Origin of the sequence: Bradyrhizobium sp. 604_D8_N2_3 (genome assembly GCF_051810765.1) — a bacterium.
GTDB classification, from domain to species: Bacteria; Pseudomonadota; Alphaproteobacteria; order Rhizobiales; family Xanthobacteraceae; genus Bradyrhizobium; species Bradyrhizobium barranii.
Genome location: NZ_JBPWPM010000001.1, coordinates 1,064,080 through 1,084,502 on the forward strand (window position 1 = coordinate 1,064,080; position 20,423 = coordinate 1,084,502).

Genomic DNA, 20,423 nt, shown 5'->3' on the forward strand with positions numbered 1-20,423 from the left:
GCGGTCGTTACGCGGACTGGTCGACCAGGCTGCCGGGCTGCTGGCCCTTCTTCTCCAGCTCCTTTTCGATGGCGTCCCGGATCTTCTGCTCCACCGCCGCTTTCTGGTCCGGGGTCATGTTGGCGAGGTCGGCCTCGCTGAGATTCATGCTCTTCAGAATGGCAGCCCGCATACGGTCGAAGGGATTCATCTTCGCGTATTTCAGGAATTCCTGCACGACGCTGCTGTCGCCCGATGCGCCATCTTCGCTTGCTTGCGAGGGCCCGCCATTGTCGGTCACCGACGGCTTCGATGCACCGGTCGCTGAGCCGGCTTTTGCAGGCTGGTAGCCGAAGATTGATGCTCCTGGCGTGACTTGCATGTTAGGCCCCTCGAGACGATCGCGAAGGGCAAGCAACGTGCGTGCCAAATCAATTCGTTGGATTTCCCGATGTTTCCGGGCTCGCGCTCATCGGCAGCTTGAAAAAATTGCCGGTGCGGCGGTGTCGCCGGCAAAGTTTGCCCGGTCGCCTGCGGGAATCGCGTCGTCGCGCGTGCCGTCGGCACCGATCAGGTTGCCTTCACTCCGGCGCTCTCCGAGCGTCGCCAAAGGCCGAGCCTGAACCATAGCAGCCTGGCAGCGGTCGATGGCCATCGCACCTCCCACGCCGGGCGCCGCGGTTTGTCCAGGCGCTCGGCAATCAGGAATGCACTGGTCGCGGCCATCGCCGGCAAATGCCCGCCTTGCGTCGCCAACGGAACGAGCATCAGCGCCCAGCAGGCTCCGCAACACCAGATCCCCTGGGTGACGCCATATCCGAGAGCAGCCAGATCGGCCCTGATCCCATACGCCGCTAGCGGCGGCTGGTCGTGGCAGTGGTTCAGGCAAATCTGTTTCCCGGGGGAGAATTGCCAGACCAGGACGAGCGATCCCGCCAATGCGATCGTGACGATCGATGATGATTGCACCAGTTGCAGCGCCAGGACGGCCAGCACGATGGGAACGCCACAGGCAACCCAGATGGCGCAATATCCGATCATGAAGAGCGCCATCGACCGCATGCGTCGGCGCGGCAGGCTTCGCGCACGCACGTGCCCAAGAGCGCCCGCGAGCATCGGCATCATCATCGCCGCGACCATCAGCATCCATTCGCCGGCGAGTCTTGCCGGCGAATAGAACGTCATGGCAAGGGCGAGCTGATCGAGCGACAGTGCCGGCCAGACATCGCTGTTGCAGAAGGCGACGAGCCTGCGCTGGTCCGACAACGCCACGACGGCCGCCCACGCGGCGGCTGCCGCGACGGTGAGCGGAATACGGATTTGCAGACGCTCGTAGGCCGCGGGCGTCATGAGCGGCCGTCAATCGCCCTGTCGGACGATGCTGATGCGGCCGACACTCACGTCGGCCGACTGCTGCACCGGCGCGACGGCCTGGAGACGAACGCCGACCTTTGCGAGATCGGTATTGCCCGAACCGGCGAACTCCGAATAGGGCTTGGTAATGTTCAGCGCGTACGACAAGCCGTCTCCCGCGTGCCCGGTATCGCCCTCCGTCGCCTTGGTGATGCCGAAGAGCCCGATGCTCCCGACCTGCCGCTCGAAGGACGGCGCGCCGTCCTTCCCCGCAAACTGCAGATACACCTGCAGCACGGTGGCGTCGGAATATCCGCGCACATTCTCCAGATTGAGGAAGACCTGCTCAGCGCGTGCCCCGGGCGCAGGGCCGGCAGCCAGCCTGGCGGCAACTTTCGTATGCGTACGCGCATCAAGCTGGACGGAGGTCTCGGCGCCTTTCCCAGCGACGGGAAGCGCTTGGGCATTGGCGCCAAGCACCTCAACTGCTGCTCCAGTCGATCTCGCCATCGCGACCGCTCCGGGTGATGTCGCTGTCCTGCCGGCGACGGCCGCCAATGGCGCGCCTGCCGGCGAGAAATCGCTGTAAGTATAGCCCACCCCGGCAAAGTCCGACATCTGTTCCGGCGTGTACTCCCACTGCGAGCCGTCGGGGAGAGGAACGACAAATTTGTGCTGGCCGAGGCTGGCAGGTCCCTTCTTCCAGCTGGCTTCTTCCGGATCCGTGTTTTGGGAATCGCTCTGCCTCCAGCTTTGCCACAGCCGATCGATATTCGCGTGGTGCAGCCAGAAGATGGGATCCAGGCCGGCCGTCACCGGTGACGACATCAGTCCCGGCAATGGCCTCGTGCTCGCCTCCGGGAACATCTTCTCGCCGCCGACAAGGCCGTGAACCTGGTCGTGCGGTTGACTTTCGATGTCGCCATGCTTGGTGCCGCCGTGCTCGAAGCCGGTGTCGATGCCACCGAAGCCGCGGTCGCCGCCACTTGCCACACCGGTGAACTCGTGAACGTCCATCGCGTCCAGGTTCACGGCGTCGAGCGGGACGAAGACCTTGCCGGGCTGCGAGGGATCGCCGGGTCCCCACCGCTGTTCAATGAAGAGGGGATTGTTGCCTGTGCCGTCCGGCCAGTCCGGGCTGCCGAATGCCGGCGGCAAGCCATCCTGACCGGGTTTGAAGTAGTTCCAGTAGGGCAAGGTCCAGTCAGGCGGCCCGCCGAGCGTCACGACGGTCGAACGAATGAGCTTCTCAAATCCGATCAGATAGCCGCGGTGCCACGGCAGAAAATACCAGCTGCCGTGCTGACATTGCTGCCAGAACTCGTCGAAGTCGGCCTGGGCAGGAACTTGCTCGGCAGGCGCCTTGTAGCCGTAGAACTCCCACAGGCCCTGATGATAGCCGTGCATGCCGGCCCAGAAGCGCCAGCTGGTTCGATCGTTGAGCGGCTTCGGCCTCAATGCGCCAACCGCGCGCGCGTACCAGAGAATCGGATCCGCCCAGTCGCCGCCAAGCTCCCACACGTTCTGTCGAACCAGCATGCCGTTCTCCTTGTCGCTTGACTGCGGCGCCGGCCGGCCGAGAGAACGGGCAGGCGGCTCCGCCGGATTGATCTTCCTCTCATCCACCAGCTCGCCTTGAGAGCCGGCATCTTGGGTCACTCGGACTTCGACCGAGGACGCCCTGCAATCGCCGCGGCCAGGAAAATAGACGAAAAATCTATGGTTGTGTAGTAGCGAATTCTAACCGTTAGCGCGAGCGGTCTTTGATCGGCCAGGCTCGGCCGCCGGAAATGCCTGCAACGACAGGAGAATAGCGGCGCATGAACGTGCGAGCTCACGGCCGGCAACAATCTGCGACAAAACGCCGTCAATCCCGGTCGGCCGCGCGCGTCCTCAGAACGTCGTGATCGGCTTGCCGTCCGCCCCCACGAGGCTCGACGGCGCTTCGCCGAACACCAGCCCCTCCGGCTGAAACTTGATCGTCTTGCCGCCCTCGACGAAGTCGGCGAAATTGCGCGGCGTGGCCGAGTGCACACCGTTGGTCAGGAAGTCGTCGATCTCGTAGCAGGTGTCGGGCTTGCCGCCGGAACCTTCGCCCAAGAATTTCTGGAAGGTCTGGCTCGTCACCTTCGCCTTCTTGCGCGCCGACCAGTTGGTGTAGCGGCGATAGAGCTTTGGCAGGATCACCGGGCCCTTGTCGGTCGCGAGCACGTCGGTCTCGTTCTTCCTGGGTTCGCGCAGGTCGAAGTCGAAGGCGGGAATCGTCTTGGCGAGATGCTTCCAGACCGGCAGCTTCTGCGCGCGTGCGGGCTTCGCAAGCGCGAGGAAGGCCTTGATCTCGTCGTCGTTCATCGAAGAATAGAAGGTCGGATAGGCAAAGCCCTGCTCGACCAGCCAGTGGTTGATGTCGATTTTCTTGCCGGCGACCGTCACCTCGATGTCGCCGACCAGCCGGCCATAGGTGTCGAACACCTCGTTCGGCGCATCGACATGGGTGAACACGCGGCAGGCGAGCGTCGGCCCGCCGGCGCTGCTGAGGAAGTCATGCAGCGCCTTGCTCGTCGTCGCGCCAAGAAACTGCCGGTAGGGGTGTGTGACCTCGTGATAGGCCTGCCGCTTGGCGTCGCTCAGGCCCTTCTTCTCGGCGGCCGAGAGCGGCGAGGGCTGATAATGCAGCTCCGGCGCGTCGATGCCCTGAAGGCGAATGGTGAGCTTGCCGTTCTTGATCGGCGCCGTCGCGGTCCGGCCCTTGACCTTGGCGCCCTCGAAGACGTGGGTCGGCTGGAACGGCACCTGGTCGTTCTTGCGGAAGCGGATCGCGTCAGGGGCGACATTCACCACGACCTTGGTCGTGTCGGCGTCCGACCGGCCCTCCGGCCAGAACTGGCCGACATCGATGGTGCCTACGACCTCCAGCAGTCCAACGGGCATCGGCCGCTCCTGTCAAACGAACGCGGCGACTGCTTCAAGCAGGCGACTCGCACGCGCACGGCGGAAGCGGATCATTTTCGTGCGACAGGTCCATGACAGGGCGCGGCCGCGAGACAGTGCAACGCGGCCTTCGAGCGGAGAGGGCGGGGCATGATTGGTCCGTCGTGCAACGCATGCTGTGGCGACGACGGACCATCTTCGATTGGTGCGGAAGCCTCCGCGCTGCCGCTCCCGCTCGGAATCAGGGGCGGTACGGACAGACCATCGTCAGGTGGAGCAGCGTCGGCGCCTGGTCCTCACCGTTGTCGTACTCCCACTCCAGCCGGATCTCGTGCCGGTCGGCATAGGCATCGCTCGCCGCGTGGGTGATGATATTGGTCTTCATCGGGATCGGCGGCTCGGAATTGAAGCACTTCCGCACGCAGGCATCGAGCAGCGCGCATCGCGTCAGCGGGATCACGCCGGGCTCGTCCTTGGACAGCGGGACCGTATTCAACTGCGTGGTGAGGTCGACGCGAGCCCGTCCCTTCTCCTTGTACCAGTACGCCGCGCTCCCGTCCGGCCATTTGTCCGCCGGCGTCAGGATCAGATGGTACTGGCCGTACTCCAGGGTCGGCACGTGGATGTCCGGCGACGCCTTGAGGATGTCCACGCTCCTCTGCATATTTTCCAGAGGGAAATAATTGTCGTTCATCAAATCTTTGAATGAAGCCCCGGTGTAAGTTCTCGACCCCATCGTCTTTTCCCTCAATATGTCCTTGGCTTTGTGAAAATACATACAGCTCCGCGACGCCGGTTAGTTTTGCCAACCCGGCTTCGCCGAATATATGCCCCATCTTTGCTGGGATTTGCATAGGCTACCACTCAGGACTGTGTTTCGTCCAGATCGCCAACCGCACCGTGCTCCGCTAACGGCGATGGGCAAGTCCGATTGCTAAGCGGTTCTTGATAGGTATTCTTACCACGAGTTGCTCGCGGGCGCTGGACGACAGCGACGCCGCGATCCTTGAAGGCGCAGGAATGCATTGCTTCGCGTGCCAGTCGGCGATTGATTCGGACGATAGCTGGTGCTCCAAGTGTGGGGCGGCGGTACGTCGGCGTGCTGATCCCGACAGCGAGCGGCGGTTTGTGACAATTCTCCGAGCCGACGTCATCGACTCCACAGGGCTTGTTGCCGAATTGGAGCCGGAGGAGGCCGTCTCACGCCTGGAGCCAGCGCTGGCGGCCATGAGGGGCGCGGTACGCCAGTTTGGCGGCATCGTCAGCAAGGAGTTGGGGGACGGCTTGGCCGCTGTCTTTGGTGCCCCGATCGCCGACGACAACCATGCTCCGCTGGCCTGCCATGCGGCCATCGAGCTTGTCCGGCGGGTCGGCAGCCTTGGCGATCCCGGACTTCAGGTTCGGGTCGGCCTCCATTCGGGGCACGTCGTCGCCTATATGGTCGCCAGCGAGTTTTCCAAGGTCTACGAGATCGGAGGAGCCGCTCAGCATCTTGCCGCGAGGCTGGAGGCCGCGGCCGAGGCCAATCGGATCTACGTGTCGGAGGCCTGCCAGAAACTCGCGGATGGACATGTCCGATTCGAAGCCTTGGGTCGCAAGGTGCTGCGCGGTTTCAACGAGCCGCTGCCGGTCTACCGTGTCGTCGGAGCGAGCGACCTTTCAAGCTGGCGGGTGCGACGAGCGCGGAGCGTTTCGCGGTTTGTCGATCGCACGACTGAGCGGGCCCTTTTGGCACGTGCCGCGGAGAGGTCCAGTGCAAGCCGGCAGACGGTCCTGCTGATCGGCGATGCAGGCATCGGAAAATCGCGGCTCGCGCATGAGTTCGCCCAGGAGCTCAAGTCCGATGGCTGGCGGCTGATTGACGCCGAGTGTAGTCCGAACCTTCAGGGCGTGCCGTTCAGCGCGCTCAAGCGCACCATACTTTCGATCATCGAACTTGCCGCCAGAGATTCGGATAGTCTGGTCGACATCCGAAAGGAGTTGCCGGCAATCCATCAGCTCGCGATCGATTCCATATTGGATATTCCGGTCGCGGATCATCGCTGGAGTGAACTGGAGCCTTACGCGCGCGCGCGTGCCATTTCCGATGCAAGTTGCGCCATCGTGCAAAGCCTGGCCTTTCAACAGCGTACGGTTCTTCTCATCGAGGACCTGCACTGGATCGACCGAGCCAGCGATGCGGTTGTTGCTGCAATTGCGTCGTTACAGAGTCCCAACCTGATAGTTTTTCTCACGAGCAGGCCGAACGGCATGCCCGAGTGGATCGCACGCTGCCATGCGGAAGTGATTGCAATGCGCCCTCTGGATGACGATTCGGGATTGGCCATGTTGGCCGATATGCTCGGACCGTCGGCGATGAACACCGATTTGAAGAACCGGATCATCTCTCATACTGCCAACGTTCCTCTATTTCTCGAGGAAGTCTGCCGTGGACTGAAAGATAGTGGCACGCTTCGCGGTCAGTGGGGTGACCTTGCGCTCGTTCGACCTATTGACGAGCTCGGCATCCCTACCAGCATTCAGGGGGTGATTGCGGCGCGGCTCGATCGTGTCTCAAGGCAGGAGCGCTCGGTTCTCCAAATAGCGGCGGCGCTGGGGCCGCGCTCAAGCGTGATGATGCTGCGGAACGTCGCCGCGCTGCCCGAAGACATCCTCCAGGATTGCCTCGGAGCGCTCGACCGAGCCGAGATCCTCGTCAGGATCGATAGTGAACTTGAGGACTCGATCGAGTTCCAGCACGAGATGGTCCGCCAAGTGACCTACGAGTCGATGGTCGAAAAGGTGCGCGAAAATATACATGGGCGAATACTTGCGGCCTTCGAAAGCGACGAGACATGGAGCGACGGTCCTGACACGCTTTGCTACCACGCAATGCGCGCGAAGGATTGGCTGAAAGCGTTCGGGTACGGGAGAGGTGCCGCGCAGAAATGTCTTGTGCGCTCGGCGTATGCCGATGCGGTCGACTATTTCGGGATCGCGATGAGTTCGCTCGACAAGATGCCGATGACTCTCTCGCGGGAGGCAGATGCAATTGACCTCCGGATGGAGGCGCGAATGGCATTCATCTGGTCCGGTCAGGTTGCCGAGTGGATCGATCTCGGAAAAGAGGCCGAACGCCGGGCTAGTGGAATTGACGACATCGGAAGAAAGGTCGCCGCCATGACCGTCATGGCGGGTGGACAGAATTTCTACGGAACGCCAACTGAAGCGGTTGCGCTCGGCCAGGAGGTCGTTGGCCTCGCCGAGAAGTCAGGCAACCCGGGTTGGCGCAACCTTGCACAATACAATCTGGGACAGGCCTATTTTCTCGCCGGTCGATATCGCGAAGCGGAGCAGATGTTGGCGCAAGGCGGCGCTAATCTCATGGGGCCGGACGCAAGCGCGCCCTTCGGAACTCCCCCAAAATACACGCTCCTCCTCTGCTGCATGATGAAGAGCTTCACGCACACCGTCATGGGTGAGCTCGACACCGCTGGCCAGCTCCAGCAACAAGCCGCTGCGATCGCGGAGGAGACGGGCCGCCCCTACGACCGCGTCGCCGCCGCCTATAGCGGCGGCTGGCTGATGCTCGGCCGCAATGAGCCGGCCGCGGCCGCTGCCATTCTCGAAGACGGTTTTGTGCTGGCGCAGAAGCACGGCATCCGGCTGTTCGTGCCGGTGCTCGCCTGTCATCTCGGCATCGCCTATCTGGAGCAGGGGCTGTTCGACCGGGCGCGCGGCATGCTGGCCGAGGCGCGCGAGGAGGCGAAGGCGGTCGGCTATACCTCGGCGGTGCTGCGCAGCTCGATCTACCTTGCGCTCGCAACCTTCCGCCTCGGCGACGTCCAGGCCGCGCAGAACATGCTGCGCGAGGCGCGCAACACCGCCCGCCAGCAGGGGTTTTCCGGCCTCGAGGCCGAGGCGCTGTTCGGCGAGGCCGTGGTGACGCCGCCGACGGATGCGGCGAACAAGGCCGCGATCATCGTCGCCTTGCGCGCGGCCATCGCGATCGCCTCCGAGAGCGGCGCGCTGCCGCTCCAGCACAAGGCCGAGGCGATGCTGACCGAGATGCTTGCCCGGGGCGGCGAGCTGACCTGACCCTGCTCCCTCCCTGGCGTGCGATCGTACCGAGGGGCTGATTTTTTGCCCGACGGGCCGTTTGAGTTTCGCAGGCAAAGCAAGGACTTAAGAGACCGTCTCTACTGTGCATGGGTTGTTTTCGACATTTTACAGGGAGGACCACCACCTCCAGCCGGCGCCGTTCAAGGTCTCATGACTTGCCGGACGCGGTCTGTGCGCCCCGATGACGAAGCCCCTTGCACGGACGCCAAGGTCGGCTACCGTCGGCACTAGCCGCAGGGCCAGGTGACTTTTGATTTACATTTTTTAGCATCTTCTTCGGCGCCGCGACGGCGCGACGCCCACCGGACGAGGCGGGGCCATGAGCACACGGGACCAGTCAGCTTTGTTGGCGCCGGTCGAGCGCGATTTGCGGCTCGATCTCTTCCGCGGCATCGGGTTGTGGATGATCTTCCTCGATCACATCCCGCACGACGTCGTGGCCTGGCTGACCTTGCGCAACTACGGCTTCAGCGACGCCGCCGAGTTCTTCGTCTTCATCTCCGGCTATCTGGTCGGCTGGATCTACGGGCCGATCGTCGCCGGTGGCTGGTTTCTCGCCGCGCTGAAGCGGCTGTGGCGGCGCGCGGGCGAGATGTACGTTGCCCACATCATGCTGTTCCTGCTGTTCACGGCGCAGATCGCGCGCACGGTCAGGAGGTTCGACAACCCGATGTATGCGGACGAGTTCAACGTTCACAATTTTCTCGACCATCCGGACATCCTGATAGGTCAGGCGCTTTCGCTGCGCTACAAGCCGGTCAATCTCGACGTGCTGCCGCTCTACATCACGCTGGTGCTCGCCGCGCCCTTCATCGTGTGGGGCCTGGTGCGCCGGCCGAACCTGACGCTGGCTGCCTCCGTGGTGTTGTATGTGTTGGCGCGCCGGTTCGACTGGAACATCGCCTCCTATCCGCCGGGCACGACCTGGTACTTCAACCCGTTCTGCTGGCAGCTGATGTTCGTGTTCGCGGCCTGGTGTGGCGTCGGCCAGATCGACAAGATCGCAACATGGGTGTGGTCGAAGGCGGTGATGGGACTGGCGGCGGCCTGGCTCGCCTTCGCGTTCCTGATCGTGATGACCTGGCACATCCCTGCGCTCGAGGCGCTGATCCCGAAATGGATGATCAAGGCGATCTACCCGATCGACAAGACCGACCTCGACATGCTGCGCTTCACGCACTTTCTGGCGCTGGCGGTCTGGGTGATCTATTTTATCCCGCGCCACTGGAAGGCGTTGCATTTGAAATGGCTGCACCCGGTCATCCTCTGCGGCCAGCATTCGCTGCCGATCTTTTGCCTCAGCGTGTTCCTGTCGTTCTCGGCGCATTGGATCCTGATGCAATTCACCAGGGGCGTCTGGGAGCAACTCGCCGTCTCGTTCGCCGGCTTCGTCATCATGTTCGGGGCGGCGTGGCTGCTCGACCGCGCCGAGCGGGTGCCCAGCCTCTTCGTCAAGGTGACGGATGTCGACGACGAGCGGGAGGCCGCCGCCGAAGGCGCGCCGGTAACGATCATCGGCGCGGCTCCGGCTCGCCGCTGAGAGCACATCGCGTCGCCGGGACGATTTTTCGGGAGAGATGCATGTCGAGATTTTTGTTGACGATTGCCGGCGCCCTCCTGCTCCTCGTCTGCAACGCGTCGGCGCAAGCGCCGTCGCCCGAGGCGATGGATGCTGCGCGAAAACTCGTCGCCACGCTGAAGATCGCTGATCAGTATCGCGCGGCGCTCCCGCAGCTCCTGCTCAAGCTGAGACCCGTGGTCGCGCAGGACCGGCCTGAGATCGAGCGCGACTATGACGCAATGACGGCGCCGGGCTCCGACATCTACGCGCCGTTCTTTGCCTCGATGATCGACCAGATCGCCGCGCTCTATGCCCAAAACTTCACCGTCGACGAGCTGCGCCAGATCGAGGCGTTCTATGCCCAGCCTGCTGGCCGGAAGTTTATGGAAAAGTCCGATGCGCTGGCGCAGGCGAGCGCGCAGATCGGCCAGGACGTCAGCCAGAAGGCCGCAGATGAACTAAAGCTGCGCCTCATCGAGGCGCTGCGCCAGAAAGCGCACAAGCCGTAGACCGTCATGCTCAGTGGATCGCGGCGTACATGATCCTCTCCTCTGTCGCCTCCAGTGCGGAGAATTCCTCCACGACCTTGCCCTGGCGCGAGACCAGGATGCGGTCGGAGAGCGCCATGATCTCGGGCAGGTAGGATGAGATGACCACGACCGCCTTGCCCTCGTCGGCGAGCTGGTTGATCAACTCGTGGATCTCGACGATGGCGCCGACGTCGACGCCGCGCGTGGGTTCGTCGAAGATGATCAGGTCGGGCTCCTGAACCAGCGATTTGGCGATCACGACCTTCTGCTGATTGCCGCCGGAAAGCTCGACCACCTTGCCGTCGTTGCCGATCGCGCGAACCTTGAGCCGTTCGATCCAGGTCCTGCCGATCGCCTCGTTCTCTCGCCGCGACAGCATCATGCGGCCCTTGGGAAATTTCGACAGAAGGCCGAGATAGATGTTGCGTGCGATCGAGGACGTCTCGAAGAAACCTTCGACCTTGCGGTCTTCAGTCACATAGGCGATGCCGGCCTGCACCGCCGGCGCCGGCACCCGGTAGCGCACCGGCTTGTCGTGCAGCAGGATCTCGCCGCCATGGAAGAAGTCGCGCTTCAGCACGCCGGAGACGATCTTGAACGTTTCGGTGCGGCCGGCCCCGACGAGGCCGAACACGCCGGTGATCTGGCCCGCGAATACCGACAGGGAATTATTCTTCACCATCGGCGCCATCTTCAGGTTCTGCACCGTCAGCACGCGCGCGCCGGCCGGCCGCACGCTGCTCTTTCGCGCACCGTAGAGCGTGTTGGAGAGGTCGCGCCCGACCATGGCCTGCACGATCGCCGCGCGGTCGAAGTTGGTGGCATCGTCGGTGACGACGTGCTTGCCGTCGCGCAGGACCGTGATGCGGTCGGCGAGCAGCAAAGCTTCTTCCAGGGCGTGCGAGATGAAGACGATCGAGACGCCGCGCTTCTTGAGATCGCGGACGAGGTCAAAGAAGTATTTCTTCTCTTCCGGCGTCAGCGACGCCGTCGGCTCGTCGAAGATGATGACCTTGGCGCGGTGCAAAACCGCGCGCGCGATCTCCACCATCTGCTTCTTGGCGGCGCCGAGGCCGCCGACGGTGGCGGTCGGCGTGACGTCGAAATTGAGTGATTGCAGGAACTGTTGCGCAGCGATGTAGATGCCGCGCAGGCGGTTATAGAACTTCTCCTGCCCGAGAAACAGATTCTGCGCCACCGTCATGGTCGGGACCAGGCTGTTTTCCTGGAACACCATGGCGATGCCGAGATTGCGCGCCTCCAGCGGTGTCCGTGGTGCGACGTCGGCGCCGTCGATCGTCATGGTCCCTGACGTCAGTGTCACCACGCCGGCCATCACCTTGGTCAGTGTCGATTTGCCGGCGCCGTTCTCGCCGACCAGCGCGTGGATCTCGCCGCGGCGGAGGTCGAAGTCGACCCCGTCGATGGCGGGCACGCCGGCGTAAAGTTTTGTGGCCTTGCGCAGCGAGAGTGCGATGTCGCTCATGAGCGGAACTCCTCGGCAAGACCGGACAGCGGCAGTCGCAGCACGCGGCCCGGTCCCTTGGCGATCAGGACGAGATCGCCGCCCATCTCGATCGCCGCAACGATACCGTGATTGGCGCCGTCGACCCGGCTGTGCAGCGAATAGAGCGGCTGGCCATCTGCATCGAGTCGGATGACGAGGCCATAGGAGCGCGGCGGCGCCCACGGCTTGATCACGCCCATGGTCTTGATGTGTGCACCCTGCATCGGCTCCTTGAACGAGAAGCCCGAGCGCAGGCGTGGGGCAACCCAATATGCTGGATCGATCTCCGCCATCATGCGGCGCCGGTAGGCCGGCTCGCGCAGCACGAACTCGATCAGCTGCGTGCGCGCGGTGAAGGCGGTGAGCCAGTAGCCGCCGCCCGCGGCCTTCGACAGCCGCGAGGGGTAGACGGGAAGGTGAGCGAGCACGGTCCGCGGCGGTGCGCCCGGCGCAACAAGGACGAGCCGGTGGCGCCAGCTCTCGCTGACCAGCACGCCATTGCCATGCGCGCAGGCGCCGAAGGCATGGCCGAGCCCCTGAGCCAGCGGTGTCACGGTCTTGCTGGCGGGATCGAGCCTGAACACGCGGCCGGTCCGGTTGAGTTCCATCAGGTCGCGCGCCCAGTCGTCGACGCCGCATGTCGCCGAGCCGTCCGTCGCGATCAGCGTGCCGTCGTCCGCTAACGCGAGCGCGTTGACGGCGTTGAACGCGCCATCCGCAAACGTCACGCTTGGCTGCTCGGCCGAGGGGCTTGCGTAGAGCCGCACCTCGCGTCCCCCGAGCGCAACCGCAAGACCGCCGCCGGGGAGGGCACACAGTGCCGAGATTGGCCGCTCGAAGCTGCGGACTTCCGATGCCGTGCCGTCATTCAGAGACAGCAGCCGCTGGCCGTCCGCGATGAAGAGGTTGCGGCCATCGGTGGCGAGATCCTCCGGCGCCTCGCATGTCAGCAAGGTTTCGGCGGATTCCAGCTTCTGGTTGGGCTTCAATGCGCCGTCGAAGGACGGCACGGTGATGGTGGCGTCGCCGCGCCCGAGAAAGCGGTTGGCGAACTCCCTGACGGCCGCGATCACGACAGCTTCCCCCATCGCTTGTCATACTGGACGAAGTTCGGATCGGCGTTGTCGAGCTTGTAGCGGCCGATCCGGTTGTTGAGGATGCCGCCGAGATAGAGATAGCCGCGATGCTCGCGCATCGAGGTGATCATCGGATGGTTTTCGCCGCGCAGGTCCCAGAACGATTCGACGATCTTGCCCTGCTCGTTGAACTTGACCACGCAGCCGGTGTTGATGTTGGGGAATAGCCACTCATCGACCGGAACGCGCTTGCCCATGCGGCGACGGAAGCCGGGCATCTTCCAGGCGAGGTCGAGCGAGGGGCTGCGCATGCCGACCAGTGCCAGCCAGTAATTGCCGTCGGAGGCGAGGTTGATGTTATCGGGGTAGCCCGGCAGATTGTCCATGACGACCTCGACCTTGCCCTTCTTTGACCCTGCGAACCAATAGCGCTTGATCGAGCAGCCGAAGGTTTCGGCGAACAGAATCGACTGGCCGTCGCTGGCGACGCAGATGCCGTTGGGGAATTTGAGGCCGCGCAGTTCGGTGCGCGTCACGCCGGTCTTGGTGTCGTAGGAGATGATGCGGCCATTGCCGCGCGCCTCGAGGCCGTCGATCGGCCATTCGTCCATCTCGTAACGCACGGTTGCCTCGGAGAAGAAGATCAGGCCGTCGTCGGTGATGTCGAGATCGTCGGCGAGCCGCAGGCGGCTGTCGTCGTTGACCGAGCGCATGCTGCGATTGGTCTCGTCGGTCGCCTTTTCAACCGTGCCGTCAGGCTTGATCCGGTAGAGCCCCATGCCGCCGATGCAGACGTAGAGATTGTCCTCGCGGTCGAAGGCCATGCCGAGTGGTTGACCGCCGATATGGGCGAACACCTCCATCTTCTGATAGTCGGGCGCGAGGAAGCGCATGATGTCGCCGTGGCGCGAACCCGCATAGAGATTGTCGTGGCGGTCGAGGATGACGTCCTCCGGCGCCTCGATGCGGCCGAGGCCGATCGACTCGACGTTGCGCAGCTTGTCGTTCTGCTCGAACGGGCCGCCTTGCCCGATCTCGGTCGGCGGCGGTGGCGGCAGCGCGTGATAGGTGGGGGCCACGTAGACCTTGCTGATGATGCGCGTCCGGTTCTTCTGCCAGCGGATGTCGACCATGGCAGCAACGAGCAGGATGCCGGCAAGCGCCATCCGGTTGACGCCGCCACGTGCATTCATGGTCGTCAGGCCATTGGTGATCAGGAGCACGATCAGCACCCCGACTGCCGATTTGGCGACCGAGCCCTTGCCGCCGCCGAGCGTGATGCCGCCCAGCACCGTCGCGGTCAGCACGATCACCTCCAGGCCGACGCCGATGTCGCCACCGACGGTGCCGAGCCGGGACGCGAAGAACAGCGCACCGATGCTGGTCAGCACGCCGCTTGCGACGTAGCAGAGCGCGATGGTGCGGCGGACGGGGATGCCGGAATTGTACGCCGAGCGACGCGAGCCGCCGATCGCGGTGATGTGCCAGCCCGGGCGCAGCCGGGTCATGAAGATATGACCGAAGATGGCGATGACGATATAGACGAGCGCCACGGTCGGAATGCCGAAGACGCTGCCGCTGCCGATGAAATCCCAGGACGGGATGTCGGGGAAGGCCGACGCGATCGCGTTGGAGTAACGCTGGATCAGGAGATCGTAGGCCGAGCGGTAGATGATCAGGGTGATCAGCGTGGTGATGAAGGCCCGCAGTCGCAGATATCCGATCAGGATGCCGTTGACGGCGCCGAGCAGCGCACCGCAAAGCAGGGTGGCCGCCACCACCGCCGGGACCGGCCAGCCCAGCACGTCGAGCAGATAGAGGGCACAGAAATCGGTCAGTGCGAAGATCGAACCGACGGAGAGGTCGATGCCGCCGACGATGACGACCAGCGCCAGCCCGAGCGCGATGAAGCCGATCTCTCCAGCCTGGCGCGCGGTGTCGGCGAGGCTCGCTGGCGACAGGAAATTGTCGATGGACCGGCTGAGCGCGAGGCCGACGATCAGGAGGAGGATGACCGGGATAGCTGTCTCGGTCCATCGCTTGGACAGGATTTCACCGAGGAGATGATCGGGCCAGTAGCGGTAACGCAGGCTTGTCAGAGTGTCGCGCATCGGAATTCCGGGACCTTGCAAGTTTCGAGACCGCGTCCCGGACGTGAGATCGTCCGGGACGCCAGGGTCTTGCGTCGCGACAATTATTTCTTGAGGTCGCTGAGATTCCAGCAGGCCATCTGGCTGTCGGCGTTCTCCTTGGTGATCGGAATGAGCGTGGTGTATTCCGAGCCCTTGACCGAGCCGGGCTTGACGCCCGACGACAGCAGCCATTTGATGGTGCCGGCCATCTGCGCGGCCTGGGTCGGCACGTCGTAGCTCATGTTGAGATCGAACGCGCCCGACTTCACCAGTTCACAGGCGCCCTTGCGCTCGCCGCCGCCTGAGGTCGCGACAAACACCTTGCCGGTGAGGCCGGCTTCCTTGACCGCCGCCGCGGTGCCGATGTCCATGCCATCCCAGAAGCCGACGATGCCGCAGAGATCGGGATTTTGCTTCAGCACCGTCTGCGTGATCGCCTTGGCCTTGGCGGCGTCCCAATCGGCGGCCTGGCTGGAGACCACCTTGATTTCAGGGTGCTTGGCCAGAACGTTCTCGACGCCCTTCAGCGTATAGGCGCTCGCGGCGGCCGACAGCGCACCCTGGATGATCGCGATCTTGTTGGACTTGCCCTCGCAGGCCTTGACCACGCCTTCGGTTTGGCGTTCGCCGATCTCGACCCAATTGGCGCCGACGAAGGCCGAGCTGCGATAGGCAGAGCCCATGTTGATCTGGATGACGTAGATGCCTTCGTTCTCGGCGCGCTGCAGCAGCTTGGCGTAGGTCTGCACGTCCGGATTATGAACCACCATCACCGCCGGCTTCTCCGAGATCAGCGAGGTGACGGCCTGCGCGCCGGCATTGGTGTTCCAGTTGGCGTCGCGGATCACGAACTTGACGCCGAACGGCTCGAGCTCCTTCTTTAGTCCGGCATACCAGCCCTCGGTGAGGTCGAAATTCATGGCGACCGGCACATAGGCCACGGTCTTGCCGGCCAGTGCCTCCTTGAACGGCTTCTGGAATGGCTCGTCGAGGCCCTGCTGGGCCAGGGCCGGGGCGGTCATCGCCGCAAGACCCAGTGCGGCAACGATTGTCTTTGTCGGGCTGCCGAAATGCTTCATTGCTTCCTCCTTGGTTGTGGTCGTCGTTATTGTTGGATCGCTTAGATGTCGCCCTGTTGTGCCGTTTCCTCGTTGCGCGGATTCAGGAAGGAATCCGTGATGACGGCGAGCAGCAGCACCACGCCCTTGATGAGATTCTGCCCGGCGTAGGAGATGTCCATGATGGTCATGCCGTTGAGCATCGTTCCGATAACGAGCGTGCCGATGACGACGTTGAGCACGCCGCCACGGCCGCCTGACAGCCCGATGCCGCCAAGTACGACGACCAGGATGACGTCATAGATAAGCGTCGAGTTGAAGATGCGGGTCGGCATCGAGTTGACGGATGCCGCCATCACGAGGCCGGCAAAGCAGCCGATCAGGGCGGTGATCACATATTGCAGGACGATGATCGGGCGAGAGGGAATGCCGGTGACACGCGCGGCGTAGGGGTTGTCGCCGATCGCATAGATATAGGCGCCCCAGCGCGTCTGGCGCAGCAGGAACGCGACCACGACGCAGGCGATTGCGAACATCCAGATCGACGTCGGAATGCCGAGAATGGTGCCCTGTCCGAGCCGCTCGAAGCCGTCCATGCCCGGGCTCCATTGCACGACGTCGAGCTGGAACAGTGCGGTCTGCCCGAGCCCGGCCAGCAACAGGCCTGACGCCAGCGTCGCAAACAGCGAAGGGACTTCGGCATAGGCGATCAGCCAGCCGTTGACGAGGCCAAAGGCAATCGTGAGCAGGACGGCGGTCAGCAGCGAGGCCGGTAGCGAATGACCGTTCTGCACCATCTGGAGCACCAGTCCCGGCGGCACCGCAAGGGCTGCGATCAGCGAAATGTCGATGCCGCGTCCGATCACGACGATCGCCATGGCAAGGCCGAGGATGCCGAGCACTGCCACGTTCTGGAGCAGCGTCAGCATGTTGTCCGGCGTCAGAAAGCCGCGCAGGAAGATCGAAAACACAAGGAACAGCAGCGCAAAGACTGCGAAGACGATCTCTTGCTGATTGAAACGAAAGCGCTTCATCCCCGTCTTGCCTTTCTTCGACCCGGCTGTTGCGCGACCGTCAGGACGATCGGTTCTCGATGCGATAGGTTTGTGGAAGCGTTGCAAGGCTTTCGACGAGCATCTTTGTTCGATCCAGATCACCGGAATGGACCGAGATGCTGACGACTGTATTGAGCTTCTCGTCTTTCTCGACGAGGATATCTGCCGCGGTGTCGGGGCCGAAGATGCGATCGATCTCGGTCCTGACCTTTTCCCGGACGGCGAGATCGCGAAGCGTGGGCTTGAAGATCTTCCCGACGGCGGTAACCGGAAGAGCTTCGAGCAGGACGACGCGCTTTGGCCTCGCAGGCGGCTCATTGACGTTGTGTTCGAGATGCTCGCGCAATTGCGCCAGATCGATTGTCTGTCCGGGGGAGGGCACCACGAAGAGAACTGGAACCTCTCCCGCGTAGGCGTCGGGCATGCCGACGGCCGAGCTCATCTGGACACCGGGGAAGGCGTTCGCGACGTCCTCGATTGCGGCAGGGTCGATGTTGTGACCGCTTCGTACAATGAGGTCCTTCTCGCGCCCCGTCAGCACGAGGCGTTGATCCGGGGTGAGATAGCCCACGTCGCCGGTGACGATCCAGTGGTCGTCGGTGAGCACGCCCTTATTGTGCTGGGAATCGACGTATCCGGGAAACACTTGCGGTCCGCTGACGAGGACGAGGCCACTGGAGAGCGGCGGGCACTCCTCTCGCAAATCGGCATCAGCCAGAGCGACGATTTTGGTCTTTGCGAACGGCGCCCTGAAGCCGACGCTGCCTTGCACGGGAGTGCCACGGCCGGGATTGAAAGCGATCGCGGCCGCGGTTTCTGTCATCCCGTAGGTCTCGAACAAGGTAATCCCGGTCCGCGCCTGAAACCTGTCGCTGACCGCCTTGGGAGCCACGGCCCCGCCGGTGAGCGCCATGCGAACGGTGCTGACATCGGAGGACCCGATCGGCACCTCGGCAAGAGCGGCAATCGAAGTCGGCACTCCGCTCACGATGGTCGCGCGAAACCGCTCCACGGTGTGCCAATAGTCGCGGATCGCGTCGGGGCTTCTGAGGCTGTACGGTGAGGGGATGATCACATGACCGCCGGCAGCGAGAATCGACAGGCCGAGCGTCATGGTGCCGCCGACGTGAAACAGCGGAAAACCGTTCACGGCGGCATCCAGCTCATCCAGTCCGTGGACCTGCGCAAAGCTCCAGGCCGCATGGATCTGGTTGCCATGTGTCAGCCGAACCAACTTAGGTCGTCCGGTGGTCCCGCCGGTGTGGAAGAGGGCGCAGATCGCATTGCGATCGGTCGAAGGTGCGAAGTCCAGTGTGCCGCGCGCGCTCGCGGCCGTCTCATTGAAGTTTAGAAATCCTCCAGGCAGCGGACCGTTCGCGCCCATCACAAAAATGGTCTTCAGCGACGGGACGCGTTTCGCGACATTGGCCGCCTTGGCCCAGATCGCGGGATCGGCCGCTTCGGCCGGGATCACCAGCACAGTCGCGTTCTGCGCCTCGAGCAGGTCGGCGATTGCGTCTTCGTTCAGGAGATAGTTGATCGAGCTGGCGACGCCCGCGACCTGGGCGCCGAGCAATGCGGGGAACAGCGGCGGCAGGATTGGACAGAGGAACGCGGCGGTCCCGCCGCTCTCGCCGATCCCGTGCGACCGGAACAGATTGGCCGCGCGGATGATCTCCGCAAGCAATTGCCGGTGCGTCAGCGTCGCGTCGCCCGGCTCGCGCGAGCCTTTGGTCAGCACCGTTAGTGCGGGCCGATCGGGATGCAGGTGCGCCGTGGCTTCGAAGAGATCGAGCAGATTGCGGGAAGGGACCAGCGAATCGTAAGGCCGCTGCTCCAACGCCTCGATATCGGCGATGGTTTTGACCGGCTGCGTGAACCGCGTTGTGATTTGCGATGACAAGGCGCTGCTCACGGGCATCGCCATTCGGGCGGCACGGCAAGCTGTGCAGCAGTTGACTGGACCTGACGCAAGCGAACGTTTCCCGCCTATTTTGTGGACTGCTTTTTGTTCTTCATAGGCCACATGCCGGAGCGCGGCTTGCTCCGGAGCGCAAAGCTTTTGCTTCTCCGCGCAAACGGTCTTGCGTGTAGGCGGCGGCCCTCTAGAATCTCGACGCGTGGCCAGCTTGTGCGATGCACAAACGACGTTCATCATGGCGGCGCAACGGATGGGCGGACGATGAACCTGGTGTTTTCGACAGACGATCTGGAGCCGTCCAAACGCTACGCCGCGTGGCAAGGCGCGATCTGCGACGTCTACGTCCATGTCGACGTGAACGCGGAGGAGCGGTCCGACTATCACGGCTTCATCCGCGAGGCGCGGTTCGGCGCCGTGACGATGACCGACGTCCTGCTGTCGGAGCAGCGCATCTCGCGTCGCGAACGGCATATCGCGAAGCTCGACAAGGATTGCTACTACGTCGAATTCGTCCAGCAGGGCCGGGTCAACGTGCTCCAGGCCGGCCAGACCCTGCTGTCGAATCCCGGCGTGAGCGCGATCTTCTCGGCGTCCGAGGCCTATGATCTCGAATGCGTCGGCAAGGTGCGATCGCTCTATCTCGAGATTCCGCGCGCGGAATTCTCGGCGCGCTTCAGCGAGGGGCGGCTGCCGGTCGTCACTACGATGGCCACGAGCCGCGGCCTTGGCCGGATTGCCGCCGAGTTCTGTGCGACGCTCGCCGCGGAGGGCGCGCCGCTCGACGAGACCGCGAGAACGCGATTGGGCGGTGAGCTGATGGACGTGCTGGCGCTCGCGCTCGACATGGGCGAGCGGGACGAATTCTCCGAGGATGCGAGCGCTGCGCAGGCCCGCCTGCGCTCGGTCAAGGCCTGGATCGAGGCGCACCTCACCGATGCGGATCTGTCGCTGGAGAAGATTGCGAAGAGCAATGGCGTCTCGCTCAGGCATCTGCATTATCTCTTTCGGCTGACCGATGTCTCGGTGTCCGAATGGATTCTGGATCGCCGGCTGCAGCGCTGCTACGACGTGCTGACGCGGCCGGAACTGCGGTCGCTGTCGATCACCGAGGTCGCCTATCAGCTGGGCTTCAGCAGTTCGTCCTATTTCAGCACGGTGTTCCGCAGGAAGTTCGGCCACAGCCCGTCTGACCTGCGACGGCGCTAGAGAACCTGCACCG

General features: G+C 63.5%; 15 protein-coding genes. 4 read left to right on the forward strand and 11 right to left on the reverse strand.

The features are described 5' to 3' along the window. Positions 1 to 7 precede the first annotated feature (7 nt). From AB7245_RS05040 to AB7245_RS05060, 5 genes are all read right to left on the reverse strand, one after another. The gene (locus AB7245_RS05040; RefSeq protein WP_085403520.1) at positions 8 to 361 is read right to left on the reverse strand and encodes a hypothetical protein; all 354 of its coding nucleotides are present in this window, start codon (positions 359 to 361) and stop codon (positions 8 to 10) included. 188 nt (positions 362 to 549) lie between these two features. After that, complete coding sequence (locus AB7245_RS05045; protein WP_085403521.1) at positions 550 to 1,329, reverse strand: DUF2182 domain-containing protein; 780 nt, start codon at positions 1,327 to 1,329, stop codon at positions 550 to 552. A 9-nt stretch (positions 1,330 to 1,338) separates the two neighbouring features. Next, on the reverse strand, positions 1,339 to 2,871 hold the full coding sequence (locus AB7245_RS05050) for a tyrosinase family protein (protein WP_085403576.1): 1,533 nt from the start codon (positions 2,869 to 2,871) through the stop codon (positions 1,339 to 1,341). Between the two features lie 354 nt (positions 2,872 to 3,225). Next, entirely contained in the window at positions 3,226 to 4,263 is a 1,038-nt protein-coding gene (locus AB7245_RS05055; RefSeq protein WP_085403522.1) for a thermonuclease family protein, read from the reverse strand. 241 nt (positions 4,264 to 4,504) lie between these two features. After that, positions 4,505 to 4,999: a hypothetical protein gene (locus AB7245_RS05060; protein ID WP_439033919.1), complete on the reverse strand. Its 495-nt coding sequence runs from the start codon at positions 4,997 to 4,999 to the stop codon at positions 4,505 to 4,507. Between the two features lie 284 nt (positions 5,000 to 5,283). Between AB7245_RS05060 and AB7245_RS05065 the strand changes: the two genes are divergently transcribed. From AB7245_RS05065 to AB7245_RS05075, 3 genes are all read left to right on the forward strand, one after another. Then, positions 5,284 to 8,340 (forward strand): ATP-binding protein, encoded by a 3,057-nt coding sequence (locus tag AB7245_RS05065; RefSeq protein ID WP_085403523.1) that lies wholly within the window; start codon positions 5,284 to 5,286, stop codon positions 8,338 to 8,340. A gap of 343 nt (positions 8,341 to 8,683) precedes the next feature. Continuing rightward, the gene (locus AB7245_RS05070) at positions 8,684 to 9,904 is read left to right on the forward strand and encodes an OpgC domain-containing protein (protein WP_085403524.1); all 1,221 of its coding nucleotides are present in this window, start codon (positions 8,684 to 8,686) and stop codon (positions 9,902 to 9,904) included. A 41-nt stretch (positions 9,905 to 9,945) separates the two neighbouring features. Further along, positions 9,946 to 10,434 carry a DUF2059 domain-containing protein gene (locus AB7245_RS05075; RefSeq protein WP_085403525.1) on the forward strand — a complete coding sequence of 163 codons (489 nt, stop codon included), beginning with the start codon at positions 9,946 to 9,948 and terminating at the stop codon, positions 10,432 to 10,434. Positions 10,435 to 10,444: 10 nt separating this feature from the next. On the opposite strand, the gene AB7245_RS05080 is transcribed toward AB7245_RS05075, so the two are convergent. From AB7245_RS05080 to AB7245_RS05105, 6 genes are all read right to left on the reverse strand, one after another. Then, a complete protein-coding gene (locus AB7245_RS05080; protein ID WP_085403526.1) occupies positions 10,445 to 11,941 on the reverse strand; it encodes a sugar ABC transporter ATP-binding protein in 1,497 nt (498 codons plus the stop codon). Continuing rightward, the gene (locus AB7245_RS05085; RefSeq protein WP_085403578.1) at positions 11,938 to 13,035 is read right to left on the reverse strand and encodes a hypothetical protein; all 1,098 of its coding nucleotides are present in this window, start codon (positions 13,033 to 13,035) and stop codon (positions 11,938 to 11,940) included. The genes AB7245_RS05080 and AB7245_RS05085 overlap by 4 nt, the downstream gene beginning before the upstream one ends. Beyond that, a complete protein-coding gene (locus tag AB7245_RS05090) occupies positions 13,032 to 15,149 on the reverse strand; it encodes an ABC transporter permease subunit (RefSeq protein ID WP_167768027.1) in 2,118 nt (705 codons plus the stop codon). Before AB7245_RS05090 ends, AB7245_RS05085 begins: the two co-directional genes overlap by 4 nt. Positions 15,150 to 15,232: 83 nt before the next feature. After that, the gene (locus tag AB7245_RS05095) at positions 15,233 to 16,249 is read right to left on the reverse strand and encodes a sugar ABC transporter substrate-binding protein (RefSeq protein ID WP_135214673.1); all 1,017 of its coding nucleotides are present in this window, start codon (positions 16,247 to 16,249) and stop codon (positions 15,233 to 15,235) included. 41 nt (positions 16,250 to 16,290) lie between these two features. Next, positions 16,291 to 17,262 carry an ABC transporter permease gene (locus AB7245_RS05100; RefSeq protein ID WP_085403528.1) on the reverse strand — a complete coding sequence of 324 codons (972 nt, stop codon included), beginning with the start codon at positions 17,260 to 17,262 and terminating at the stop codon, positions 16,291 to 16,293. Between the two features lie 40 nt (positions 17,263 to 17,302). Continuing rightward, on the reverse strand, positions 17,303 to 19,186 hold the full coding sequence (locus tag AB7245_RS05105; RefSeq protein WP_354115960.1) for an AMP-binding protein: 1,884 nt from the start codon (positions 19,184 to 19,186) through the stop codon (positions 17,303 to 17,305). A gap of 279 nt (positions 19,187 to 19,465) precedes the next feature. Between AB7245_RS05105 and AB7245_RS05110 the strand changes: the two genes are divergently transcribed. Continuing rightward, positions 19,466 to 20,410, forward strand: coding sequence for a helix-turn-helix domain-containing protein (locus AB7245_RS05110; RefSeq protein WP_028148873.1), 945 nt, complete (start codon positions 19,466 to 19,468; stop codon positions 20,408 to 20,410). The last annotated feature ends 13 nt before the right edge of the window (positions 20,411 to 20,423 follow it).